Source organism: Pseudomonas umsongensis (genome assembly GCF_002236105.1).
Lineage (GTDB): Bacteria > Pseudomonadota > Gammaproteobacteria > Pseudomonadales > Pseudomonadaceae > Aquipseudomonas > Aquipseudomonas umsongensis.
Map to the genome: position 1 here is coordinate 520,754 of NZ_NIWU01000002.1, position 22,273 is coordinate 543,026.

The 22,273-nt window shown below is 58.8% G+C and carries 25 protein-coding genes; 18 read left to right on the top strand and 7 right to left on the bottom strand.

Annotated features, from left to right (window positions below; translation table 11 throughout):
* Positions 1 to 2 precede the first annotated feature (2 nt).
* The 7 genes from fghA to rpoS all read left to right on the top strand — a co-directional run bounded on the left by fghA (position 3) and on the right by rpoS (position 6,016).
* Positions 3 to 848: an S-formylglutathione hydrolase gene (gene fghA, locus PSUM_RS12650; protein WP_020795988.1), complete on the top strand. Its 846-nt coding sequence runs from the start codon at positions 3 to 5 to the stop codon at positions 846 to 848.
* A 43-nt stretch (positions 849 to 891) separates the two neighbouring features.
* Positions 892 to 1,365 carry a 2-C-methyl-D-erythritol 2,4-cyclodiphosphate synthase gene (gene ispF, locus PSUM_RS12655; RefSeq protein ID WP_020795989.1) on the top strand — a complete coding sequence of 158 codons (474 nt, stop codon included), beginning with the start codon at positions 892 to 894 and terminating at the stop codon, positions 1,363 to 1,365.
* The gene (truD, locus tag PSUM_RS12660; RefSeq protein ID WP_083348326.1) at positions 1,362 to 2,420 is read left to right on the top strand and encodes a tRNA pseudouridine(13) synthase TruD; all 1,059 of its coding nucleotides are present in this window, start codon (positions 1,362 to 1,364) and stop codon (positions 2,418 to 2,420) included. Before ispF ends, truD begins: the two co-directional genes overlap by 4 nt.
* Complete coding sequence (surE, locus tag PSUM_RS12665; protein WP_020795991.1) at positions 2,408 to 3,160, top strand: 5'/3'-nucleotidase SurE; 753 nt, start codon at positions 2,408 to 2,410, stop codon at positions 3,158 to 3,160. Before truD ends, surE begins: the two co-directional genes overlap by 13 nt.
* Positions 3,161 to 3,198: 38 nt before the next feature.
* The gene (locus tag PSUM_RS12670) at positions 3,199 to 3,834 is read left to right on the top strand and encodes a protein-L-isoaspartate(D-aspartate) O-methyltransferase (protein WP_173667175.1); all 636 of its coding nucleotides are present in this window, start codon (positions 3,199 to 3,201) and stop codon (positions 3,832 to 3,834) included.
* Between the two features lie 211 nt (positions 3,835 to 4,045).
* Entirely contained in the window at positions 4,046 to 4,903 is an 858-nt protein-coding gene (locus PSUM_RS12675; protein WP_033040739.1) for a peptidoglycan DD-metalloendopeptidase family protein, read from the top strand.
* A 105-nt stretch (positions 4,904 to 5,008) separates the two neighbouring features.
* Complete coding sequence (rpoS, locus tag PSUM_RS12680; RefSeq protein ID WP_020795994.1) at positions 5,009 to 6,016, top strand: RNA polymerase sigma factor RpoS; 1,008 nt, start codon at positions 5,009 to 5,011, stop codon at positions 6,014 to 6,016.
* Between the two features lie 520 nt (positions 6,017 to 6,536).
* On the opposite strand, the gene fdxA is transcribed toward rpoS, so the two are convergent.
* Positions 6,537 to 6,860, bottom strand: a complete 324-nt coding sequence (gene fdxA / locus PSUM_RS12690; protein WP_083348328.1) for a ferredoxin FdxA — start codon at positions 6,858 to 6,860, stop codon at positions 6,537 to 6,539.
* Positions 6,861 to 7,002: 142 nt separating this feature from the next.
* Positions 7,003 to 9,582, bottom strand: a complete 2,580-nt coding sequence (gene mutS / locus PSUM_RS12695; RefSeq protein ID WP_033045311.1) for a DNA mismatch repair protein MutS — start codon at positions 9,580 to 9,582, stop codon at positions 7,003 to 7,005.
* Positions 9,583 to 9,784: 202 nt separating this feature from the next.
* Here mutS and PSUM_RS12700 point away from each other — a divergent pair, with 202 nt between their 5' ends.
* The 6 genes from PSUM_RS12700 to recX all read left to right on the top strand — a co-directional run bounded on the left by PSUM_RS12700 (position 9,785) and on the right by recX (position 14,032).
* Positions 9,785 to 10,519, top strand: a complete 735-nt coding sequence (locus PSUM_RS12700; protein ID WP_033045313.1) for a LexA family transcriptional regulator — start codon at positions 9,785 to 9,787, stop codon at positions 10,517 to 10,519.
* A 210-nt stretch (positions 10,520 to 10,729) separates the two neighbouring features.
* Positions 10,730 to 11,077, top strand: coding sequence for a phage holin family protein (locus PSUM_RS12705; protein ID WP_020795998.1), 348 nt, complete (start codon positions 10,730 to 10,732; stop codon positions 11,075 to 11,077).
* Between the two features lie 179 nt (positions 11,078 to 11,256).
* A complete protein-coding gene (locus PSUM_RS12710; RefSeq protein ID WP_020795999.1) occupies positions 11,257 to 11,823 on the top strand; it encodes a glycoside hydrolase family 19 protein in 567 nt (188 codons plus the stop codon).
* Between the two features lie 90 nt (positions 11,824 to 11,913).
* On the top strand, positions 11,914 to 12,414 hold the full coding sequence (locus PSUM_RS12715) for a CinA family protein (RefSeq protein WP_020796000.1): 501 nt from the start codon (positions 11,914 to 11,916) through the stop codon (positions 12,412 to 12,414).
* Between the two features lie 83 nt (positions 12,415 to 12,497).
* The gene (recA, locus tag PSUM_RS12720; protein ID WP_008060630.1) at positions 12,498 to 13,556 is read left to right on the top strand and encodes a recombinase RecA; all 1,059 of its coding nucleotides are present in this window, start codon (positions 12,498 to 12,500) and stop codon (positions 13,554 to 13,556) included.
* A gap of 8 nt (positions 13,557 to 13,564) precedes the next feature.
* Positions 13,565 to 14,032 (top strand): recombination regulator RecX, encoded by a 468-nt coding sequence (gene recX, locus PSUM_RS12725; protein WP_020796001.1) that lies wholly within the window; start codon positions 13,565 to 13,567, stop codon positions 14,030 to 14,032.
* Between the two features lie 42 nt (positions 14,033 to 14,074).
* Here the strand turns inward: recX and PSUM_RS12730 are convergent, their stop codons facing one another.
* The gene (locus PSUM_RS12730; RefSeq protein WP_020796002.1) at positions 14,075 to 15,193 is read right to left on the bottom strand and encodes an LOG family protein; all 1,119 of its coding nucleotides are present in this window, start codon (positions 15,191 to 15,193) and stop codon (positions 14,075 to 14,077) included.
* Positions 15,194 to 15,668: 475 nt separating this feature from the next.
* On the opposite strand from PSUM_RS12730, the gene PSUM_RS12735 reads away from it, so the two are divergent.
* A complete protein-coding gene (locus PSUM_RS12735) occupies positions 15,669 to 15,863 on the top strand; it encodes a hypothetical protein (protein ID WP_020796003.1) in 195 nt (64 codons plus the stop codon).
* Between the two features lies 1 nt (position 15,864).
* On the opposite strand, the gene PSUM_RS12740 is transcribed toward PSUM_RS12735, so the two are convergent.
* Positions 15,865 to 16,287: a PA3611 family quorum-sensing-regulated virulence factor gene (locus PSUM_RS12740; RefSeq protein ID WP_020796004.1), complete on the bottom strand. Its 423-nt coding sequence runs from the start codon at positions 16,285 to 16,287 to the stop codon at positions 15,865 to 15,867.
* A gap of 187 nt (positions 16,288 to 16,474) precedes the next feature.
* Here PSUM_RS12740 and PSUM_RS12745 point away from each other — a divergent pair, with 187 nt between their 5' ends.
* The 3 genes from PSUM_RS12745 (at position 16,475) to PSUM_RS12755 (ending at position 18,525) form a co-directional block, all read left to right on the top strand.
* Complete coding sequence (locus PSUM_RS12745) at positions 16,475 to 17,218, top strand: tRNA-uridine aminocarboxypropyltransferase (RefSeq protein ID WP_020796005.1); 744 nt, start codon at positions 16,475 to 16,477, stop codon at positions 17,216 to 17,218.
* 218 nt (positions 17,219 to 17,436) lie between these two features.
* On the top strand, positions 17,437 to 18,087 hold the full coding sequence (erdR, locus tag PSUM_RS12750) for a response regulator transcription factor ErdR (protein WP_020796006.1): 651 nt from the start codon (positions 17,437 to 17,439) through the stop codon (positions 18,085 to 18,087).
* Between the two features lie 75 nt (positions 18,088 to 18,162).
* Complete coding sequence (locus PSUM_RS12755) at positions 18,163 to 18,525, top strand: diacylglycerol kinase (RefSeq protein WP_020796007.1); 363 nt, start codon at positions 18,163 to 18,165, stop codon at positions 18,523 to 18,525.
* Here PSUM_RS12755 and PSUM_RS12760 read toward each other — a convergent pair.
* Positions 18,522 to 19,448, bottom strand: coding sequence for a LysR family transcriptional regulator (locus PSUM_RS12760; RefSeq protein WP_033045309.1), 927 nt, complete (start codon positions 19,446 to 19,448; stop codon positions 18,522 to 18,524). The two genes, PSUM_RS12755 and PSUM_RS12760, sit on opposite strands and share 4 nt — an antisense overlap.
* A 139-nt stretch (positions 19,449 to 19,587) precedes the next feature.
* On the opposite strand from PSUM_RS12760, the gene fpr reads away from it, so the two are divergent.
* Positions 19,588 to 20,367, top strand: coding sequence for a ferredoxin-NADP reductase (fpr, locus tag PSUM_RS12765; RefSeq protein ID WP_008054100.1), 780 nt, complete (start codon positions 19,588 to 19,590; stop codon positions 20,365 to 20,367).
* A 156-nt stretch (positions 20,368 to 20,523) separates the two neighbouring features.
* Here fpr and tsaA read toward each other — a convergent pair whose 3' ends face one another.
* Positions 20,524 to 21,225, bottom strand: coding sequence for a tRNA (N6-threonylcarbamoyladenosine(37)-N6)-methyltransferase TrmO (gene tsaA, locus PSUM_RS12770; protein ID WP_033044229.1), 702 nt, complete (start codon positions 21,223 to 21,225; stop codon positions 20,524 to 20,526).
* Between the two features lie 186 nt (positions 21,226 to 21,411).
* A complete protein-coding gene (locus tag PSUM_RS12775; protein ID WP_020796010.1) occupies positions 21,412 to 22,182 on the bottom strand; it encodes an SDR family oxidoreductase in 771 nt (256 codons plus the stop codon).
* Positions 22,183 to 22,273: the final 91 nt, after the last annotated feature.

Below are 22,273 nucleotides of genomic sequence, written 5' to 3' on the forward strand. Positions count from 1 at the left end.
TCATGAGCCTGGAAAATATCTCCTGCCAGAAAAGCTTCGGTGGTTGGCACAAGCGTTATCGCCATCGCTCGGAAACGCTCGGTTGCGACATGGTGTTTGCCGTGTACCTGCCGCCGCAAGCCGAGCAGGGCGGCAAGTTGCCAGTGCTGTACTGGTTGTCCGGCCTGACCTGCACAGACGAGAACTTCATGCAAAAGGCCGGCGCCATGCGCATGGCCGCCGAATTGGGACTGATCATCGTCGCACCGGACACCAGCCCTCGCGGTCCCGACGTGCCGGGCGATCCGGACGGTGCCTGGGACTTCGGCCTCGGCGCCGGGTTTTATCTGAACGCCACCCAGGAACCCTGGTCGCGCCACTATCGCATGCATGACTATGTCGTGCAGGAACTGCCGGCGTTGGTCGAGGCGCATTTCCCGGCGTCGGACAAACGCGGCATCAGCGGTCACTCCATGGGTGGCCACGGTGCGCTGGTTTGTGCCTTGCGCAATCCGGGGCGTTATCTGTCGGTATCGGCATTCTCGCCGATCAACAATCCGATGGATTGCCCGTGGGGGCAGAAAGCCTTTTCCCGCTATCTGGGAGAAGACCGTTCAAAATGGCGTGAATGGGATGCCTGTGCATTAATCGCCGAGGCCGATGAAAAGCTGCCGCTGTTGGTTGACCAAGGCGATCGCGACGATTTCCTCGCCAATCAGTTGAAGCCTGAAGCCTTGCAACAGGCGGCCAAACTGGCCGGTCACCCGCTGACGTTGCGCCTGCAACCGGGCTATGACCACAGCTATTTCTTCATCGCCAGTTTCATCGATGAACACTTGCGGCATCACGCGCATGCTCTAGGTGCCTAATGCAGGTAGAATCACGCCCTGACAAAATTCGGGGCGTTTTTTTATGCGTATTGGCCACGGCTATGATGTGCACCGTTTCGCTGAAGGCGATTTCATCACTCTGGGCGGCGTGCGCATTGCACACGGCTTCGGGCTGCTCGCTCACTCCGACGGTGACGTCCTGCTGCACGCCTTGAGCGATGCCTTGCTCGGCGCGGCTGCGCTGGGTGACATCGGCAAGCATTTCCCGGACACCGACCCGCAATTCAAGGGCGCCGACAGCCGAGCGCTGTTGCGTCATGTCGTCGCATTGATCCACGCCAAAGGCTGGAAGGTCGGTAACGTCGATAACACCATCGTTGCCCAGGCGCCAAAAATGGCCCCACATATCGAATCGATGCGCGCGCTGATTGCCGCGGATCTCCAAGTTGAGTTGGATCAAGTGAACGTGAAAGCTACCACCACCGAGAAGCTCGGCTTCGTCGGTCGCGAAGAGGGCATTGCTGTGCATTCCGTTGCCTTGTTGCTGCGCGCATGAACGAACTGCAATTGCTCGGCCCGCGGGCCTATGGGGAACCGCTCGGCAGCGCCGTACTGAAAGCCATCGCGGAAGATTTCCAGGTCGATGAAGTCCTTGATATTCCCTTGAGCGGTGATGGCGAACACCTGTGGATCTGGGTGGAAAAACGCGGCCTGAATACTGAAGAGGCGGCACGTCGAATCGCCAAGGCCGCCGGGGTGTCATTGCGCACCGTCAGCTACGCCGGACTCAAGGATCGCCAGGCGCTGACACGCCAGTGGTTCAGCGTACAACTGCCGGGCAAAGCCGATCCGGATCTGTCCGCGGCAGAAAACGACACGCTTAGAATCCTCAAGACCAGCCGGCATAAACGCAAGCTGCAACGCGGTGCCCACTCGGCCAACGGCTTCACCTTGCGCCTGACACAGTTCGCTGGTGACAAGGCTGCCATCGAAGCGCGGCTGCAGCTGATTGCCAAGCAAGGCATCCCCAATTATTTCGGTGCCCAGCGCTTTGGGCATGACGGCGGCAACGTGGTCGACGCCCGCGCCTGGGCTGCGCGCAAGGCCTTGCCGGAGCAGCGCAACGTGCGTTCGCGCCTGCTTTCCACAGCTCGCAGTTTTCTGTTCAACCAGGTGTTGGCGGCGCGTGTCGCCGACGGTACCTGGCAGCAAGCGCGGGTCGGCGATCTGTTGGCATTCACCGACAGCCGCAGCTTCTTTGCGGCCGGCGAAGCTGAATGCAGTGACCCGCGACTGGCGATTCTCGATCTGCACCCGACCGGTCCACAGTGGGGCGAAGGTGACTCGCCGGCCATGGGCGCTGTCCATGAACTGGAGCAGGCGATAGCCGCGCGCGAAGTGGAACTTCGCGATTGGTTGGTCAACGCCGGAATGAGCCATGAACGTCGCATCCTGCGGCTGCCCATTGCCGGGTTGACGTGGCATTATCCCTCGCCTGACATTCTGCAACTGGAATTCGTCCTGCCGGCCGGATGCTTCGCCACCGTATTGGTGCGCGAGCTTGTCGATCTGGTGCCGGTGGGGCAGACGGACAGCCCATGCGTATTCTGATTTCTAACGACGACGGGGTAACCGCACCCGGACTCGCCGCGCTTTATGCTGCGCTGGCGGATTACACCGAGTGCGTGGTGGTTGCCCCGGACCAGGACAAAAGCGGCGCGAGCAGTTCGCTCACGCTGGACCGTCCGTTACATCCACACACGCTTGCCAACGGCTTTATCAGCGTCAATGGCACGCCGACCGATTGTGTGCACCTGGGCCTCAACGGCTTGTTGGAGCGTGAAGCGGACATGGTGGTGTCCGGCATCAACCTGGGCGCCAACCTGGGGGACGACGTGCTCTACTCGGGTACGGTTGCGGCGGCGCTCGAAGGTCGATTCCTGACGCGGCCTGCGTTTGCCTTTTCGCTGGTCTCGCGACAGGTCGACAACCTGGCCACGGCGGCCCACTTTGCGCGCAAACTGGTCGAGGCCCATGCGGATCTCGAGCTGCCACCGCGTACGGTACTGAACGTGAACATTCCCAATTTGCCGCTGGAGCACATCCGCGGTATCCAGTTGACCCGCCTCGGGCATCGCGCCCGCGCGGCAGCGCCGATGAAGGTGGTCGACCCGCGAGGCAAGTCCGGGTACTGGATCGCTGCGGCGGGGGACGCTGAGGATGGCGGTCCTGGCACCGATTTCCATGCCGTAATGCAAGGCTATGTTTCCATCACCCCTTTGCAGCTTGATCGCACCTTCAATGATGCCTTCAGGAGCCTCGACGGATGGTTGGAGGGCCTGCGACCATGACGCGTGGACAAGACGACATGATGCGTCGCGGCATCGGCATGACCTCGCAACGGACCCGCGAGCGCCTGATCCAGCGCCTGTATGAGGAGGGGATTTGCAACGCCAAGGTGTTGGAAGTCATTCGGCGTACTCCGCGTCATCTGTTCGTCGACGAGGCATTGGCGCACCGAGCCTACGAAGACACGGCGCTACCCATCGGCCATAACCAGACCATCTCCCAGCCCTACATGGTGGCTCGCATGAGCGAGTTACTGCTCGAAGCCGGGCCATTGGACAAGGTCATGGAAATTGGTACGGGGTCGGGGTATCAGACGGCGGTGCTGTCGCAACTGGTCGAACGGGTCTTTTCCGTGGAACGTATCAAGGTGCTGCAAGACCGGGCCAAGGAACGCCTGGTCGAGCTGAACTTGCGTAACGTGGTATTTCGCTGGGGCGATGGCTGGGAGGGCTGGCCAGCACTGGCGCCCTACAACGGCATTATCGTTACGGCGGTGGCAACAGACGTTCCTCAGGCGCTGCTCGATCAACTGGCCCCGGGTGGGCGCCTGGTGATCCCGGTGGGCTCCGGTGAGGTGCAACAATTGATGCTGATCATCCGGGAAGAACATGGCTTTTCCAGGCGTGTCCTGGGGTCGGTGCGCTTCGTCCCGTTACTCAATGGTCCACTGGCCTGAGCATTTATTTAAACGCGCTGAATTCTCTTCGATTGCCTCTGTCTTACAGCGGGGTCGATTGGTTAAACGGGTTGTTTCGGCGGACAGCAAACGTGTGCGCCAAGCGAGTTCGCTTCATTAAGGGTAAAGCCGGCACGGCCCGTTATACTTGCGACACTTCGTGCCGGAACACGGCAAATTACATTTTCAGCCACCACAAAGGGAGCGGCGGGTGAGTCTCACAGTCATAGCGCAGCGTATGGGTACAACGAGCTTTCAGCGCCTGGTGACTGGCCTTGTCATGAGCACCCTGCTGGTCGGTTGCTCCAGTAACAAATCCAGCGACGTACGCGTTGTCGACCGCAACAATGCCGCCGCCCAGCGTCCGGCCGTGACCACCGGGCAATACGTCGTTCGCCCCAAGGACACGCTGTTTTCCATCGCCTTTCGCTACGGCTGGGATTACAAGGCACTGGCGGCGCGCAATAACATAGCGCCGCCGTACACCATCCATCCGGGTCAGACGATTCGCTTCGATGGACGCAGCGGTTCAACGCCGACAACGGTGGTCAGCTCCTCCAGTTCTTCGCCTTCATCGTCAAGTAAGACCACGGTCATCCGTCGCTCTGCAGACGGTACGACCACGACGACACCGGTGGTTGTACCGTCCGTCGCGAACAAGCCGGCACCCACTCCACTGCCTCCACCGGGTCCAGCCCCGACCGGCTGGGGGTGGCCATCTAATGGCATTTTAATCGGCAAATTCTCCTCAAACGGTAGTTTGAATAAAGGAATTGATATCGCAGGGGATTTGGGACAGCCTGTTTTAGCTGCGTCTGATGGGACGGTGGTATACGCCGGGAGTGGCTTAAGGGGCTACGGCGAATTAGTCATCATCAAGCACAGTGAAACCTACGTCAGTGCCTACGGACATAACCGCAGGCTGTTGGTTCGGGAGGGGCAGCAGGTCAAGGTCGGACAGACAATTGCCGAAATGGGGTCAACGGGTACAGACCGGGTGAAACTGCATTTTGAGATTCGCCGCCAAGGTAAACCTGTAGATCCGCTGCAATTCCTGCCGCGTCGTTGATCGCTTTCCAGCCTGTTCCGTCACGTAGAGGGGACAGGCTCCAGCGTTGCCAGGGATAAAGGCGCCGCTTGAGCTTGAGGTCGAACTCACCAAAGGACTATAACAATGGCTCTCAGTAAAGAAGTGCCGGAGTTTGACATCGACGATGAGGTTCTCCTGATGGAGGCCGACGTCGGCACGGATTCGATGTCGAATGATGAAGGGGCGGCTCCACCTTCCGTTCGTGCCAAATCCAAACACTCCGCGACATTGAAGCAACACAAGTACATCGATTACACGCGGGCACTCGATGCCACGCAGCTGTACCTCAATGAAATCGGCTTTTCCCCTCTACTGTCCCCCGAAGAAGAAGTGCATTTTGCGCGCCTGTCGCAAAGTGGTGATCCGGCCGGGCGCAAACGCATGATCGAAAGTAACCTGCGCCTGGTGGTGAAAATCGCCCGACGTTACGTCAATCGGGGCCTTTCGCTGCTCGATCTGATCGAAGAGGGCAACCTCGGATTGATCAGGGCGGTGGAGAAATTCGACCCTGAGCGCGGCTTCCGCTTCTCAACCTACGCAACCTGGTGGATTCGTCAGACCATCGAGCGCGCAATCATGAATCAGACCCGGACCATCCGGTTGCCGATCCATGTGGTCAAGGAGCTCAACGTGTACCTGCGGGCCGCACGGGAGTTGACGCAAAAACTCGATCATGAACCCTCACCCGAGGAGATCGCCAACCTGCTGGAAAAACCGGTAGCGGAGGTCAAGCGCATGCTGGGCCTCAACGAGCGGGTTTCTTCGGTCGACGTCTCGCTGGGTCCGGATTCGGATAAGACCCTGCTGGACACCCTTACCGACGATCGCCCAACCGATCCATGCGAGCTACTGCAGGATGACGACCTGTCTCAAAGCATCGACCAATGGCTCTCGGAGTTGACCGACAAGCAGCGCGAGGTGGTTGTACGCCGCTTCGGCCTGCGCGGTCACGAGAGCAGCACCCTTGAAGATGTGGGCCTGGAAATTGGCCTGACCCGGGAGCGGGTTAGACAGATTCAGGTAGAAGGCCTGAAGCGTCTGCGGGAGATCCTGGAGAAAAACGGGCTATCGAGCGAGTCGCTATTTCAATAAGCCATTCGTTTGCTGGATAACAAGAAGCCCCGACTGGTTCGGGGCTTTTTGTTATCTGCAATTCTGGTTTTGATCTCGGGGACGCCAGCGCGGCTTTGTAGCTTCAGGGTGTAAGTCTTCGCTTACTCTTTGCGTAAGTGTTCACTATTTTTACAGGTTGGCAGTCGACCATATTTTTCGCAGGTCTTTTTTATCCGACTGATAAACAAGCAGATTTTCTAACATGAACGGGATGTGACAAGGCATCAGGGCCTGATCGGACGATTGCTCTTGGCGGTAAAAACTCTAGTATCGGTGTTGTGTCAACGGATAGACACGCCCTTCAAGGATGAGGGGAAAGGACATCGCAGGAAGCGATTCATCAGGATGATGAAAAGGAACACAGGGAATAGGGAAAAAATGTGGGCGGGTCATACCGCCCCTTTTTTTTGCCTGCACCTGTAGGAGCTGCCGAAGGCTGCGATCTTTTGATCTTAAAAAAAAGGCCCTTGTGGGGCCTTTTTCAGGAACGCGGGGATAATCAGCGTTCGAGGTGTTCGATCTTGCCTGGCTTGCCATCCCACTCAGCGGCATCGGGCAACGGATCTTTGCGTTCGGTAACGTTCGGCCAGATCTCGGCCAATTCGAGGTTCAGCTCGATAAAGTTTTCCATGCCTGCAGGCACCTCATCTTCGGAGAAGATGGCCACGGCAGGGCATTCAGGTTCGCACAGTGCGCAGTCGATGCACTCATCCGGGTGAATCACCAGGAAATTCGGGCCTTCGTAAAAGCAGTCCACCGGACAGACTTCTACGCAGTCGGTGTACTTGCACTTGATGCAGTTGTCGGTGACGACGAAGGTCATTTCTAATTTTCTCCTCAGGCGCGGCTTGCAGCGCCCCTTCACGTAGGGGTCGCAAGGTTTGGGAGCGATAGTCTGCAAGCCAGGCTAATAGCCCGCAGCATCCCAAACCGCGCGAGATTCTAACAGCTTGCAAGCCTGTGCGTTAGACCCGTGTCTTTAGTGTATAGAGCATTTCGAGTGCGCGACGTGGCGTCATGTTGTCCAGATCAAGTTTGGCCAGTTCATCCAGCACCGGATGCGGCAAGCTCGCGAACATGTCGCTCTGCTGCGGCGTGGCCGGTTTGCCTTTGGCTGGCGCAGGCGCCTCATGGGGCAGGGCGGTGTCTTCCAGCCGGCTCAAGTGCTCACGGGCGCGTACGATCACTTCGTTCGGAACACCAGCCAACTGCGCGACTGCCAGGCCATAGCTCTGGCTGGCCGGCCCTGGCAGTACATGGTGCAGGAACACGATGCGTTCGTTGTGCTCGGTGGCATTGAGGTGCACGTTGGCCACCAATGGCTGGGCTTCCGGCAGTACCGTCAGCTCAAAGTAGTGGGTGGCGAACAACGTGTAGGCCCGCAGGTGTGCCAGGCGTTCCGCCGCCGCCCACGCCAGGGACAGGCCGTCGAAGGTGCTGGTGCCGCGCCCGACTTCGTCCATCAGCACCAGGCTGCGTTCGGTGGCGTTGTGCAGGATGTTGGCGGTTTCGCTCATCTCGACCATGAAGGTCGAGCGCCCGCCGGCCAGGTCATCGCTGGAGCCGATTCGGGTGAAGATGCGGTCGACCAGGGACAATTCACAACTGGCCGCCGGCACGAAGCTGCCGATGTGTGCCAGGAGTACAATCAAGGCGGTCTGGCGCATGTAGGTGGACTTACCGCCCATGTTCGGACCGGTGATCACCAGCATGCGGGTGTTGTCGTCGAGACTCAGGTCGTTGGCCACGAAAGGCGTGGTCAATACTTGTTCAACCACAGGGTGACGACCCTGGGTGATCCGCATGCACGGCTCGCTGACAAAACGCGGGCAGTTCAGGTCGAGGTTCAGCGCCCGTTCGGCCAGGTTACTCAGTACGTCGAGCTCGGCCAGCGCTGCAGCAGTGTCCTGCAAGGGTGGCAGTTGGGCGATCAGGTCTTCGAGCAGCGCTTCGTACAGCATCTTCTCACGTGCCAGGGCACGGCTCTTGGCAGAAAGAGCCTTGTCTTCGAAGGCCTTCAGTTCCGGCGTAATGAAGCGCTCGGCGCCTTTGAGGGTCTGGCGGCGAATGTAGTCGGCGGGTGCGGATTCAGCCTGCTTGCTCGGCAGTTCGATGAAGTAGCCGTGGATGCGGTTGTAGCCGACTTTCAGGTGAGACAGGCCGGTGCGGGCTTTTTCGCGGGCTTCGAGGTCGATCAGGAATTGCCCGGCGTTTTCGCTGAGTGATTGCAGTTCATCGAGTTCGCTGTCGTAACCGGTTTTCAACACCCCGCCGTCACGGATCACCGCGGGCGGGTTGTCGATGATGGCTTTTTCCAGCAAGGCCGCCAGCTCCGGGTAGGTGCTGGTAGTGTCTGCCAGTTGGTTGAGGTGCGGCGCTTCAAGTTCGGTCATTGCCGCTTGCAGTTGCGGCAGCGCGCCGAGGGCATCGCGCAGGCGCGCGAGGTCGCGCGGACGGGCATTGCGCAGGCCGATCCGGGCGAGAATGCGCTCGATGTCGCCGATTTCCTTGAGCTGCGGCTGCAGCTTTTCGAAACGGTAGCCGTCCAGCAGGCAGGTGATCGAGGTCTGCCGCGCCAGCAACACGTTCAGGTCACGCAGCGGGCGGTTCAGCCAGCGAGTCAGCAGGCGGCTGCCCATGGCGGTCTGGCAACGATCGACCACCGACTGCAGGGTGTTGTCACGACCGCCGGCCAGGTTGGTGTCCAGTTCCAGGTTGCGGCGACTCGCCCCATCCAGCACCACGGTATCGTCCAGGCGTTCGTGGCGCAGGCTGCGCAAGTGCGGCAGGGCGGTGCGCTGGGTTTCTTTCGCGTAGGCCAGCAGGCAACCGGCGGCGCCGATGGCCAGGGTCAGGTTTTCACAACCGAAACCCTTGAGGTCCTGGGTCGAGAATTGCTGGCAAAGACTCTTGAAGGCCGAATCACGCTCGAAATCCCACGGCGCACGGCGACGAACGCCACGACGTTTCTCGGCAGGCAGATCCTTGGGCCAGTCATCCGGGATCAGCAATTCCACCGGATTGACGCGCTCCAGTTCCGCCAGCAGGTTTTCCCAGCCCTTGATTTCCAGCACGCTGAAGTTGCCACTGGTGATATCCAGCACCGCCAGGCCGAACAGGCGCTCGTCGCCCAGGACGGCGGCGATCAGGTTGTCCCGGCGCTCATCGAGCAGCGCTTCGTCGCTCACCGTGCCCGGGGTGATGATCCGCACTACCTGGCGATCCACCGGGCCTTTGCTGGTGGCCGGGTCGCCGACCTGCTCGCAGATCACCACCGACTCGCCGAGCTTTACCAGTTTCGCCAGATAACCTTCCGCCGCATGGTAAGGAATGCCGCACATCGGAATCGCCTGGCCGGCTGACTGCCCGCGAGCGGTCAGGGTGATGTCGAGGAGCTTGGCGGCCTTCTTCGCGTCTTCATAGAAGATCTCGTAGAAGTCGCCCATGCGATAGAACATAAGCTGGTCAGGGTGCTGGTTCTTTAGCCGCCAGTATTGCTGCATCATCGGCGTGTGCGAGGACAGGTCGGAGAGGGCTTTATTCATCGGATTGCCAGGAAAACTCATTCAAAAGGTGTGGGGCAAAAGCGAGCATGGGCACGGCTTTTCCGCGATGGGCGCAAGGTTACCATGGGCAGTCTGGTTGACGCAGGCATCACGGCCGGGTGACGTCTTCATTGATCAATCATGCATCGTTTATGCAATTAAGCATTTGTCGTGGCAAAAAACTTCGAGCATTATGCGCATTATGCAAAAACGCAATGTTTCGACCGTTTTAAGAGCGCTGCTCGATCAGCACGGTATCTCCCCAACGGAGCTTCACCGTCGCACCGGCGTGCCTCAATCCACACTTTCGCGCATCCTCGGCGGGAAGATTGTCGACCCCTCTGATAAGCACATTTCGAAGATCGCCGAATACTTCGCCGTCAGTACCGATCAATTGCGTGGCCGGGTGCTTATCGCGCAGGCGTTGGGTGCCCGGCGTGAAGCCGCGCACTCGCAACTTACCGACATCAGTCTGTGGGACGACGATACCCCTATTGATGACGACGAGGTCTCGGTACCCTTTCTTCGCGAGGTTGAATTGGCTGCAGGATCAGGAAGATTCGTCATCGAAGAGAGCGAGCGCGCCAGCCTGCGCTTCGGCAAGCGTAGCTTGCGCCATAACGGCGTGCAGTTCGACCAGGCCAAATGCGTGACGGTGCGCGGCAACAGCATGCTGCCGGTGTTGCGCGACGGTGCCACGGTGGGCGTCAACGCCGGCAAGTGTGGGATTGGCGATATCGTCGATGGCGACCTCTATGCCATCAATCATAACGGCCAGTTGCGAGTGAAACAGCTGTATCGGCTGCCGACAGGGATTCGCCTGCGTAGCTTTAACCGCGAAGAGCATCCTGACGAGGACTACACCTTCCTGGAAATGCAGGAGGAGCAGATCCTGATCCTGGGTCATGTGTTCTGGTGGGGCATGTACGCGCGTTGACCTTTGGTTTGCCGCCTCGCAGGAGCCAGGCTTGCCGGCGAACCAGACACCGCGGTTTTTCTACAATACGGCGTTATCGTTGTTCGCCCTTACGAAGCCAAGTATTTTACTCGGCAAATAAATGCATTAATGCATTGACTGTATATGCATACATGCATAATCTTGCGCTTAACCGCTAGCATCACAAGCCAGGCATCCTGGAGGCCCGACATGACAAACGAGCAGCAACTGTTGCTGGACCTGCCTATCTGGCTCGTCGTCGCGCTCGCAGTGGTCAGTGGGGTGTCCGGGGAAATGTGGCGCGCCGACAAGGAGGGCGCCCGTGGCTGGTCATTGCTGAGACGCCTGGCTTTGCGTTCCGGGGCCTGCATGGTGTGCGGCGTCTCGGCGATGATGTTGCTGTACGCCGCCGGGATGTCGATCTGGGCCGCCGGCGCCTTCGGTTGTCTCACCGCGATAGCCGGGGCTGACATGGCCGTAGGATTGTACGGGCGCTGGGTGGCCAGGCGTATCGGTATCGATGATGCACCGCCGCGCGATTCTCGCTCCGACCCATAGTGAATGGCTGGCGCTCTGCGCGCTGCGCTGGCAACACAACACGGTGCAACAATTACCGGCGGGGCTTGCGTGGGAGAGGTGTGTAGTCTGGCGTTCGGGATGCGGCGTTCAATACGCTGCCGGCGTATTTCTCCCGGCGCCATCTTGCGAATTTCATGCATCAATCAAAGGAACGAGCGATGCGCCTCACTGAGCAGCAGTTACTCATGATTTTCCCAGGTGCCCGCACTCGATCGGGCCTGTTCATTCTCGCCCTCAATAACGCCATGGCACGTCGTAACATCAGTACCCCCGGGCGTATCGCCGCCTTCCTGGCGCAAATCGGCCACGAGTCGGGGCAACTGCAATATGTGCGAGAGTTGGGCGGCGAAAAATATCTCGAGAAATACGATACCGGGGACCTGGCCATGCGCCTGGGCAACTCCCCTGAAGCCGACGGCGACGGTCAACGCTATCGGGGGCGTGGGCTGATCCAGATCACCGGTCGCAGTAATTATCTGCAGTGCAGTCGGGCACTTTTTGGTGATGAGCGTTTGTTGCAGCAACCGGAACTGTTGGAGCTGCCACAATGGGCCGCTGAATCCGCGGCCTGGTTCTGGGAGCGAAACGGCCTCAATGAACTGGCCGACGTCGATGAGTTCAACAGTATTACTCGACGTATCAATGGCGGTTTGAACGGGCTGCAGGAACGTTTGCTGCTTTGGAAGCAGGCAAAGACGGTGTTGCTCCCGCCTGCAAGCCTGTGAGATGTGTGTCCGGGCGGCTCGTGCCTGTAACTTGCAAGCACCATTCGCTCGTGTACGTTAAGCCTCATTCCGTTCGATCAGGAGATGACCGTGAAAGAAATCACACAGCTGGCCGCTGAACTCGGCAGGCGCCTGCAGGTTCTCAATGCCCATGTCACCGCCGCCGAATCCTGTACGGGCGGCGGCATCAGCGAGGCGATTACCCGGATACCGGGTAGCTCGGCGTGGTTCGAGGCCGGTTATGTCACCTATTCCAACCGACAGAAGACGCTCCAGCTGAATGTGCCGCCCGAGCTGTTTTCAACGGTAGGGGCGGTCAGTCGGGAAGTGGTCGAGGCCATGGTCCGTGGTGCGCAGGAAAAAAGCCATGCGCGTTTTGCCGTGGCGGTCAGTGGGGTGGCGGGGCCGGACGGCGGTTCACCGAAGAAGCCGGTGGGCACCGTATGGTTGGCCTGGGGCGTCGACGATCAGGTGTTCAGCGAGGTGCAGCACTTTGCCGGTAACCGTGACGAGGTTCGCCGACAAACGGTGAAGGCCGCGCTAGAGGGGCTGCTGCGCCATGCTGCGGGAGAAATCTCAAATCAGGGGTAGGCGATCCGCAAACGCTGTGGAATAATACTGGCTACTTATACAGGTGTTGGCCGTCAGGCCTTATTGATTACGTGAGGACTTTAATGGACGACAACAAGAAGAAAGCCTTGGCTGCGGCCCTGGGTCAGATCGAACGTCAATTCGGCAAGGGTGCCGTAATGCGTATGGGCGATCAGGACCGTCAGGCGATTCCGGCCATCTCCACTGGCTCTCTGGGTCTGGACATCGCTTTGGGCATTGGCGGTCTGCCAAAAGGTCGCATTGTTGAAATCTACGGTCCTGAATCTTCCGGTAAAACCACACTGACATTGTCCGTGATCGCCCAGGCTCAGAAAGCCGGCGCGACCTGCGCATTCGTCGATGCCGAACACGCCCTGGACCCTGAGTACGCCGGCAAGCTGGGCGTCAACGTCGACGACCTGCTGGTGTCCCAGCCTGACACCGGTGAGCAAGCCCTGGAAATCACCGACATGCTGGTGCGTTCCAATGCGGTCGACGTGATCATCGTCGACTCCGTGGCGGCGTTGGTGCCGAAAGCTGAAATCGAAGGCGAAATGGGTGACATGCACGTGGGCCTGCAAGCCCGTCTGATGTCCCAGGCTCTGCGTAAAATCACCGGTAACATCAAGAACGCCAACTGCCTGGTGATCTTCATCAACCAGATCCGCATGAAAATCGGCGTGATGTTCGGTAGCCCGGAAACGACTACCGGTGGTAACGCTCTGAAGTTCTACGCGTCGGTTCGTCTGGATATCCGCCGCACGGGTGCGGTGAAAGAAGGTGATGAAGTCGTCGGTAGCGAGACCCGCGTCAAGGTTGTAAAGAACAAGGTGGCTTCGCCGTTCCGTCAGGCCGAGTTCCAGATTCTTTACGGCAAGGGCATCTACCTCAACGGCGAGATGATCGACCTGGGTGTTCTGCACGGTTTCGTCGAGAAGTCCGGCGCCTGGTATGCCTATAACGGCACCAAGATCGGTCAGGGTAAGGCCAACTCGGCCAAGTACCTGGCGGATAACCCGGATATTGCCGCAACGCTTGAGAAGCAACTGCGTGACAAACTGCTGTCTCCGGCTTCGGTAGCGGATGCCAAGGCTTCTGCGGTCAAAGAGACCGAAGACGATCTGGCTGATGCTGATATCTGATTGATCCGATGACCGCTGTACTCGATACCCTCGTCGCGGTGCGGCGAACCGCAATGGACCTGCTCGCACGACGCGAGCATGGGCGCGTCGAGCTGACGCGTAAACTGCGTCAGCGCGGGGCTCTCCCCGAAATGATTGAAACAGCACTCGACCGATTGACGGAAGAGGGTTTGTTGTCCGAATCCCGCTACCTTGAAAGCTTCGTTTCCTACCGTGCCCGTAGCGGCTATGGCCCTTTACGCATTCGTGAAGAGTTAAGTCAGCGTGGCCTGCAGCGCAGTGATATCGAACTCGCCCTGCGCGAGAGCGGCATCGACTGGCAGGAACAATTGCAGGACGCCTGGCGACGCAAGTTTTCCGGGCAATTACCGATAGATGCCCGGGAGCGCGCCAAACAAGGCAGGTTCCTGGCGTATCGGGGATTCTCCATGGAAATGATCAGCCGCTTGTTCAGCGGCCGAGGGATGGACGATTGACTGAAACGGCTCACTATTTCGATAGCGGGCCGTTTTTTTGTCTCACGTAACCTTTAATGGCTCTCGCGTACGCTGCTGTGCCGGTGGCTGGGTTTGGGCCCAGTTTTCCGCCAGGTTGATGTAATCCACCAACTCGCGAAGCCGGCCGTGGTCACGAGCGGTAAAGTTAAAGGCCAGCCGCGCGAGGTGGCTGAACCGTGCTTCGTCCTGCTCCTCGCCGTTATAGGCATGTTGATGAAATTGATCGCTCAGGCACAAGTCTGCGAATGATTCCTGCATGTGTTCGAGTGCCCTGTCACTGAGCTTGTGGTTCATGCGAATCACGAACTGATGTTTGAGCCAGCGGCTGGAGTGGTAATTGCTGTAGAACTGGTTGATCTGCTCCACCGCTTCTTCGGCGCTGTAGACCAGTTTCACCAGCTTCATGTCGGTAGGCAGGATGTAACGATTCTCCTCCAGTTGATGGTGAATGAAGTCCAGTGCGCCCTGCCAGAATTTGCCGCCCGGCGCGTCCAGCAGCACTACGGGCACCAATGGGCTTTTGCCCGTCTGGATCAGCGTCAGTACTTCCAGCGCTTCGTCCAGGGTGCCGAAACCGCCTGGGCACAACACCAGTGCATCCGCTTCCTTGACGAAGAACAGCTTGCGCGTGAAGAAAAAATGGAAGGGCAGCAGGTTGGTAGTGCCCTGGACGGTGGGGTTGGCATGTTGCTCGAAGGGCAGGGTGATGTTGAATCCCAGGCTGTTTTCCAAGCCTGCACCTTCGTGGGCTGCAGCCATGATGCCGCCGCCCGCACCCGTGATGACCATCATGTCGGAGCGAGCCAGGGCGGCGCCGAGTTCGCGAGCGAGACCATATAAGGGATGTTCCACTGGCGTGCGCGCGGAGCCGAAGACTGTGACTTTGCGTCGCCCCTTGAACTGCTCAAGCACTCGGAAAGCGTGCTCCAGTTCGCGCAGGGTTTGCAGGGTTATCTTGGCATTCCAGCGATTGTGGTCTTCCTGCGCCATGCGCAGCACGGTCAGGATCATGTCGCGGTAGATCGGGGTATTCGGGCTGTTGGGTGAAACCAGGTTGAGTTGCTCTTCGACCTTGCTGATGAGGTCGTGGCCGCTTTGTTCAAAATGGCGGCTTAGGAGGTCATTCGGTTGGTAAGGCATTCAACTTCTCCTTCTGGACAGAGCCGTCGGCTTCGACCATTGACGCGTCGGCGCCACGACACTTCATGTGTCGCTGTTTGCCCAGGCCCATGCCTGGGCGATTCACTTGACCCTGGTCGGGTCACCATACCGGCTCTGTTTTTCCCTTGGATGAAAGAAACGTTCGCACAGCGCAAGACGAAACGGGCGGCGCCTTTTCCAGTCCTGACACAATGAACGTAGATACCTGAAATCTAGACCGTCGCGATGATTGTTGCCTTGATCATTGCGCCGCAAAGTCTTTCCTGGCAACCGGTTATTGACGATTTGCAAGGTGATTTCACCGCCCGTCTGAACCCGCCCCGAGTGTTCAGTACTCTGATTTACTTAGGTACAGGTATTACACGACAACTTGGCGTCAAGGGCAGGGCGCAGGGTACAAGCGGTTCAAGGATTTGCCGCTCATCACGAGTGAGGTGCAGGGAGCCGGAAAGCCATGGCCAGGGTCATTCTGGAGATCGATACGCAACTGTATCGATTGCTGAAGTCATCAGCCGAGATCAATCATTTGAGTCTCGAGGAGGAGTGCTGCCGGCGTCTTATGGACGCGCATCAGCGTTCACGTTATTTGCAGGCGCTGGTGGCGGAACTGCGCGCCGAGGATGAGCAGCGGCGCGCAAAATCCCACTGACTTACTTTTTCTTCTGGGTCGCTTTCGGGCAATCCGATTCCTGGTAGCTTGCAGAACCGACCGCGCGGTTGGTCTTTACCTCGGTGAAGTCATAACGCATGACCGCCCCCTTGGCCATCAGCTTGCGGAAGGACGGGTTGTTGCATACCGAGGCGCCAAGCTGGAAGTACACAGCCTTGGGGTCGGCACGCATCTTGTTGGCGTGGCTGCTTTGCACACTCAGGTGGTTGATCAGCACATTGCCTTCGACCGTGTAGCCCTGATCGAGAATGTCTTCATTGATCGCCCGCGGAGTGCCGACGCTGCTTTGTGTGGCGACGTTTCGCAGCTCTCTGTTCAGATTCTGCTCACTCAAGGACGCCGCCTGGGCGTTGAAGGTCGACGCCAGCAGAATGGCAGCGGTGGGAACGATAAGGCGCAGCATGAAACTCTCCTGGGGCAGTGATGGGTGTTTGACCCATCACATGACTGTGCGTTCAGTGGCGGCGAATTATAGGGGAGCAGGCCTGCACGGTACAGGTTTGCACCGGCGGGTCTGGTAAACTGCCGGCACTTTCACCCATCCGAGTGCTTTTCGTGTCGATCTCTTTTGTCTGCCGGTGTGGCCTGCGATGAACCATGCCCCCAACGCCGTAGCCCGCCTGCGCGACCAGCGCGAAGAGGAAGGTATCAAGCCGATTCAGGCCCGTGGATGGCGGGCAACAAGGTGCCGCGCTTGCCGCGTGATCGAGAGTCACTGCCTGTGCGCCTGGCGTCCGCAGGTTGAGACTCGCTCCGGGGTATGCCTGATCATGACAGGCAAGGAAGTGTTCAAGCCCAGCAACACCGGTTGGTTGATTGCCGATGTGGTGCGTGACAACCATGCCTTCATCTGGTCGCGTACCGAAGTCGATCAGCAGTTGCTGGCCTTGCTGTCCGACCCACAATGGCAGCCTTATCTGGTGTTCCCGGGTGAATATGTCGCGCCCGAGCGGGTGACTCATAGCGTGGCGGTCGATCAAGGCAGGAGGCCGCTGTTCATCTTGCTCGACGCGACGTGGACCGAAGCCCGGAAGATTTTCCGTAAAAGCCCCTATTTCGACGCGCTTCCGATCCTCAGTTTGTTGCCCGAGAAGCTTTCACGCTATCAATTGCGCCGCTCCACCCGTAGCGAACACTTGTGTACTGCGGAAGTCGCGGCGTTATGTCTCGATCTTGCAGGCGATGTAGAGGCGGCCTCGGCGCTCGACGCTTATTTCGATGTGTTCAGCCAGCATTACCTCGATGCCAAGCGTCAGCTGGAAATGGATGTTTCGACCCCGGCGCACACCGAGTTGATGGCCTATCTTCAACCAGCAGTGGCAGTGACGGCCTGATTGTCTCCGATGCTGCAATAAAGTGTACCGGCCATGTCGCTTGACCACCCCGGTTTGGCTGGGCATGCTTGGCGCCCATTAGGGTGCGGCCAGAGTTTGAAACGCCGTTTTTTGCGTTGAACGTGCCCCGTTGGAGCGGCTGCGTGGCTGTTACCTCGAGTTGTTTGGCGATACCCGAATGCATCGGGCATCCCATGAAAAACAGGATCATTTGAAAAATGGCCACATACGAAATCCTGATTGCCGATGACCACCCTCTTTTTCGTTCCGCCCTGCATCAAGCGCTGACCCTGGGCCTGGGCCCGGATGTCCGGTTGGTGGAAGTGGCGAGCATTGCCGAGCTGGAGGCACGCCTGAGCGAAAAGGCCGACTGGGATCTGGTGCTGCTGGACCTGAACATGCCGGGCGCGTATGGTTTTTCCGGGTTGGTACTGTTGCGCGGCCAGTATCCGCAAATTCCTGTGGTCATGGTCTCGGCCCAGGAAGAAGCGACGATCATGGTCAAGTCCCGTGAATTTGGTGCAAGCGGTTTCATACCCAAGTCCAGCGATTTGAGTGTTATCCAGAAAGCCGTGCGCGCGGTGCTCGATGGCGATGTTTTCTGGCCACCGCAAGCATTCGAAGCCGTCAGCGTTTCCGATGAGGCCAAGGCGGCCAGTGAAGGCCTTGCGAGCTTGACTCCGCAACAGTTCCGGGTGCTGACGATGGTTTGCGAAGGGTTGCTGAACAAGCAGATTGCCTACGAACTGAGCGTTTCCGAAGCGACCATCAAGGCCCACGTCACCGCGATTTTTCGTAAACTGAATGTGCGGACCCGCACCCAGGCGGCGTTGCTGCTGCAACAACTCGAGTCAATTTCAAGCCATTAAGCGCTGGCGCCTTCACGTTTTTTTGACTTTGGTTAATCTAGCTTTCCCACTCCTTTTTTGGTCAGTTCCTACTCTATGTCACCTTTCAAAGGCCAGACCGGCCTGAAACGTATCCTCAATGCTTCCGGCTACTCGCTGGACGGCCTACGCGCAGCATTCACCGGCGAAGCGGCTTTTCGGCAATTGGTGTTGCTCAACGTCATTCTGATCCCGCTGTCGTTCTTCCTGAACGTGAATCGTGTCGAGCAGGCGTTGTTGATTGCGGTCTGCCTGTTGGCGCTGATCGTCGAGCTGCTCAATTCGGCCGTGGAAGCGGCCATCGACCGCATTTCCCTTGAATTGCACCCGTTGTCGAAAAACGCCAAGGACATGGGCAGTGCCGCGCAATTGGTGGCCTTGACCATGATCGCGCTGGTCTGGGCGGTGATTCTGCTTTAAGCGATCGCCGGCAGGACGATCTCGTCGCTGCGCTGCACCCCGGCGGTGAATGCGCGGCACAGTTCGAGGAATTCACGCATCGCCGAGGTCTGGTACTTCTGCTTGTGCCAGATGAAATAGAACTGTCGCGCCAGGTCCAGGTCCGGAGTCTCCACTGCTACCAGGCTGCCGCGACGGAACGCGTCCCGTAGCGCCAGCCGCGAGATACAGCCGATCCCCAGGCCGGACTCTACGGCGCGCTTGATGGCTTCGGTGTGTTCCAGCTCCAGGCGGATGTTCAGCGCGCTCCGGTGATGGCGCATGGCTTGATCGAACGTCAGGCGTGTGCCTGAGCCTTGTTCACGCAAGATCCAGGCTTCCTGGCTCAGTTCCTCCATGCTCGCTGTGCCCCGCTGGGCCAGCGGATGCTGTGGCGCACAGAAGACCACCAACTCATCTTCGACCCAACTTTGCACTTCGATGTCAGGGTGGTTGCAATCGCCTTCGATCAGACCCAGGTCAATTTCGTAGTGGGCGACCTGTTGCACAATATTGGCGGTGTTCTGCACATGCAGCTTTACCTGGCTTTCCGGGTGGCGCTGCATGAAACCGCCGATCAGCAGGGTCGCAAGATAGTTGCCAATGGTCAGGGTCGCGCCCACTGCCAATGAGCCGAATCCGGACTTGCCATTGAGCAGGTCTTCGATTTCCTTGGCCTGGTCGAGCAAGGCAACGGCTTGGGGCAGCAACTGTTTACCCAGGGCGTTGAGGCTTAATCGCTTGCCGGCGCGGTCGAACAGTTGGCAGCTGCACTGGCGCTCCAGCTCGGTAATCGATGTACTCGCCGCCGACTGTGAGAGGTTGAGCAGACCCGCAGCACGGGACACGCTTTCCTGCTGGGCGACGGCAACGAACACTTGAAGTTGACGGAGAGTAAATCGCATATCGATATAACCGATAACCCTTATCTTAATAATCCAGTTAACAGATATTGTCGTCGCTATTAGAATGCGATGCAATTGCGCACCGCAGGTCTGTTCCTGAAAGAGCTAGCGCAGATCCAATCTCCAGGAGTCCCCGTACATGAGCAACATGAACCACGAGCGTGTCCTCAGTGTTCATCACTGGAACGACACTCTGTTCAGCTTCAAGTGCACCCGTGATCCGGGCCTGCGCTTCGAGAACGGTCAGTTCGTGATGATCGGCCTGCAACAGCCCAACGGCCGCCCGCTTATGCGCGCTTACTCGATTGCCAGCCCGAACTGGGAAGAGCATCTCGAGTTCTTCAGCATCAAGGTGCCTGATGGTCCGCTGACTTCCCAGTTGCAGCATCTGAAGGAAGGCGACGAGATCATCATCAGCAAGAAGCCCACCGGCACGCTGGTGCTGGATGACTTGAAGCCTGGCAAACATTTGTACCTGCTCAGCACCGGTACTGGTCTGGCGCCGTTCATGAGCGTCATCCAGGACCCGGAAACCTACGAGCGTTTCGAAAAAGTGATCCTGTGCCACGGCGTGCGTTACGTCAACGAAGTCGCCTACCGCGAGTTCATCACCGAGCACCTGCCGCAGAACGAGTTCTTTGGCGATGCATTGCGTGACAAGTTGATCTACTACCCAACCGTGACCCGCGAGCCGTTCGAAAACGAAGGTCGCCTGACCGACCTGATGCGCAGCGGCAAGCTGTTCAGCGACATCGGCCTGCCACCGATCAACCCGCAGGACGACCGCGCCATGCTGTGCGGCAGCCCGAGCATGCTCGACGAGACCAGCGAAGTGCTGAACAGCTTCGGCCTGAAAGTGTCGCCGCGCATGCGCGAGCCGGGTGATTACCTGATCGAGCGTGCGTTCGTAGAGAAATAAGCACCGCCTCAAAAAAAGCCCGCATTGCCTATACAGGTAATGCGGGCTTTTTTATGCCGGACGCGTTCTCTGTAGGAGCTGCCGCAGGCTGCGATCTTTTGATCTTGATCTTCTATCGCGATTTCAAGATCAGAAGATCGCAGCCTGCGGCAGCTCCTACATGTTGGATGCGGGAATGACCTCAAGCACGCGGATCATCTGCGGCGTTGGATAATGCCAGCGCACATCCACGTCCCAGAATTGCGCACCATATTCGCGTTCCGGGGTAGGCGTCTGGTACGCCGGGCGCGGATCCTGCGCCAAGCATTGCTCGATCAACTCAACCAACGGCTCTGCAAGGCGTTCAGCGTGCCCATGAGCCTGTTGCAGGGCGCTATCTGTCCATTGCACGGCAATCAACTGCGGCGCGGCGCTGGCGATGCTATTGATGGCTGTGTCGATGATGTCTGCGTAAGGCACGTAGGGTTTGATGTCGAGGATCGGCGTGCCATCGAGCAGGTCGATGCCGGATATCCACAGGCGATTGGCCTCGACCTTGTCCAGCTTGACCACGGACTGGCCAATGCCATTGGGCCGGTGAGTCGCGCGCGTGGCGAACACGCCCATGGACTTGTTGCCGCCCAGGCGCGGCGGACGAACTTTCAGGCGCGGCTTTTCTTCCAGTGCCTGATGGAACAGGAACAACAGCCAGACATGGCTGACCTGTTCGAGGCCCTGCACGGCATCACCCTGATCGAATGGCGCCACCAGTTCGAGCACGCCGCGCGCGGCGGGGGCCAATTGCGGCTGCCGAGGGATGGCGAACTTCTCCTTGAAGCAGGAACGCACGAAGCCGATGGGGGAAACGCTGTAGGTCATGGTTTGGGGTCGAGTCGGGATGGTGGCGGGCATGATAACCCGATCGACCTGTATTCAGTGGTGGCTGTGCCGGCCCCTTCGCGGGCAAGCCCGCTCCCACAGTGGAGCTCGGCCGGCCACAGATTTTGTGAGCACCAAAGAAACCTGTGGGAGCGTGGCTTGCCCGCGATGGCAGCACCGCCGATTTCAGAGGCTGAACCCACCATCCAGCGGAATGATATTCCCGGTCATGTACGCCCCGGCCGTACTCGCCAGGCTGATCGCCAGCGCCGCCATCTCTTCCTCCCGGCCCCAACGCTTCATCGGAATCAGCGCCGTATCCTGCGCCAATGCCTGCGCATCTCTGTCGATGTGTTGGGTCATCTTGCTCGGAAAGCGACCCGGGGCGATCACATTGACGTTGATGTGCTGGCTCACCAGTTCCCTTGCCAGAATCCGTGAGAGTTGATGCAGGGCGGCTTTGCTCGGCCCGTAGGCATACGCCTGTTCGCCAAAGGAAGAAATCCCGGCGACTGAGCCGATATTGATGATTCGGGCCGGGTTCGCGGGGGAACCGGCTTTGCGCAGCAGTGGCAGAAATTGCTGGATGCAGTTGAATACTGACGTCACATTCAGTTGCATGACCTTTTCCCAACCCTTGATCGGGTAGCTTTCCAATGGCGCCCCCCAAGTGGTGCCGGCGTTGTTCACCAGGATATCGAGATGGGTCATCTGCTCACCCAGGCGTGTTGCCAACTGCTGCACGCCTTCTTCAGTGGCCAGGTTGGCGGCCACCGCGTGACAGCGGCCCAATGCACCGAGCTCATCGGCAGTTTGCCGGCAGGCTTCGACGTCGCGGGCACAGACGTAGACGGTGGCGCCAGCCTCGACATAGGCCTTGGCGATCATTTTGCCGATACCACGGGTGCCGCCGGTCACCAGTGCGGTGCGGCCTTGCAGGGAGAAATAGGGGTGCATGGCGAATCCTGAGCGCTGTAGGTCATTACACCCTAGTCGTCAGGCTCGATCAGTGGAGCCACTATTTTTGCGCGGAATGGGGGGGCATACG

What these genes read in the sequence shown, in the direction of transcription:
- fghA (WP_020795988.1), top strand. Translation starts at nt 3, where the DNA reads ATGAGCCTGGAAAATATCTCCTGCCAGAAAAGCTTCGGTGGTTGGCAC.
- ispF (WP_020795989.1), top strand. Translation starts at nt 892, where the DNA reads ATGCGTATTGGCCACGGCTATGATGTGCACCGTTTCGCTGAAGGCGAT.
- truD (WP_083348326.1), top strand. Translation starts at nt 1,362, where the DNA reads ATGAACGAACTGCAATTGCTCGGCCCGCGGGCCTATGGGGAACCGCTC.
- surE (WP_020795991.1), top strand. Translation starts at nt 2,408, where the DNA reads ATGCGTATTCTGATTTCTAACGACGACGGGGTAACCGCACCCGGACTC.
- PSUM_RS12670 (WP_173667175.1), top strand. Translation starts at nt 3,199, where the DNA reads ATGACCTCGCAACGGACCCGCGAGCGCCTGATCCAGCGCCTGTATGAG.
- rpoS (WP_020795994.1), top strand. Translation starts at nt 5,009, where the DNA reads ATGGCTCTCAGTAAAGAAGTGCCGGAGTTTGACATCGACGATGAGGTT.
- fdxA (WP_083348328.1), bottom strand. Translation starts at nt 6,860, where the DNA reads ATGACCTTCGTCGTCACCGACAACTGCATCAAGTGCAAGTACACCGAC.
- mutS (WP_033045311.1), bottom strand. Translation starts at nt 9,582, where the DNA reads ATGAATAAAGCCCTCTCCGACCTGTCCTCGCACACGCCGATGATGCAG.
- PSUM_RS12700 (WP_033045313.1), top strand. Translation starts at nt 9,785, where the DNA reads ATGCAAAAACGCAATGTTTCGACCGTTTTAAGAGCGCTGCTCGATCAG.
- PSUM_RS12705 (WP_020795998.1), top strand. Translation starts at nt 10,730, where the DNA reads ATGACAAACGAGCAGCAACTGTTGCTGGACCTGCCTATCTGGCTCGTC.
- PSUM_RS12710 (WP_020795999.1), top strand. Translation starts at nt 11,257, where the DNA reads ATGCGCCTCACTGAGCAGCAGTTACTCATGATTTTCCCAGGTGCCCGC.
- recA (WP_008060630.1), top strand. Translation starts at nt 12,498, where the DNA reads ATGGACGACAACAAGAAGAAAGCCTTGGCTGCGGCCCTGGGTCAGATC.
- recX (WP_020796001.1), top strand. Translation starts at nt 13,565, where the DNA reads ATGACCGCTGTACTCGATACCCTCGTCGCGGTGCGGCGAACCGCAATG.
- PSUM_RS12730 (WP_020796002.1), bottom strand. Translation starts at nt 15,193, where the DNA reads ATGCCTTACCAACCGAATGACCTCCTAAGCCGCCATTTTGAACAAAGC.
- PSUM_RS12735 (WP_020796003.1), top strand. Translation starts at nt 15,669, where the DNA reads ATGGCCAGGGTCATTCTGGAGATCGATACGCAACTGTATCGATTGCTG.
- PSUM_RS12740 (WP_020796004.1), bottom strand. Translation starts at nt 16,287, where the DNA reads ATGCTGCGCCTTATCGTTCCCACCGCTGCCATTCTGCTGGCGTCGACC.
- PSUM_RS12745 (WP_020796005.1), top strand. Translation starts at nt 16,475, where the DNA reads ATGAACCATGCCCCCAACGCCGTAGCCCGCCTGCGCGACCAGCGCGAA.
- erdR (WP_020796006.1), top strand. Translation starts at nt 17,437, where the DNA reads ATGGCCACATACGAAATCCTGATTGCCGATGACCACCCTCTTTTTCGT.
- PSUM_RS12755 (WP_020796007.1), top strand. Translation starts at nt 18,163, where the DNA reads ATGTCACCTTTCAAAGGCCAGACCGGCCTGAAACGTATCCTCAATGCT.
- PSUM_RS12760 (WP_033045309.1), bottom strand. Translation starts at nt 19,448, where the DNA reads ATGCGATTTACTCTCCGTCAACTTCAAGTGTTCGTTGCCGTCGCCCAG.
- fpr (WP_008054100.1), top strand. Translation starts at nt 19,588, where the DNA reads ATGAGCAACATGAACCACGAGCGTGTCCTCAGTGTTCATCACTGGAAC.
- tsaA (WP_033044229.1), bottom strand. Translation starts at nt 21,225, where the DNA reads ATGACCTACAGCGTTTCCCCCATCGGCTTCGTGCGTTCCTGCTTCAAG.
- PSUM_RS12775 (WP_020796010.1), bottom strand. Translation starts at nt 22,182, where the DNA reads ATGCACCCCTATTTCTCCCTGCAAGGCCGCACCGCACTGGTGACCGGC.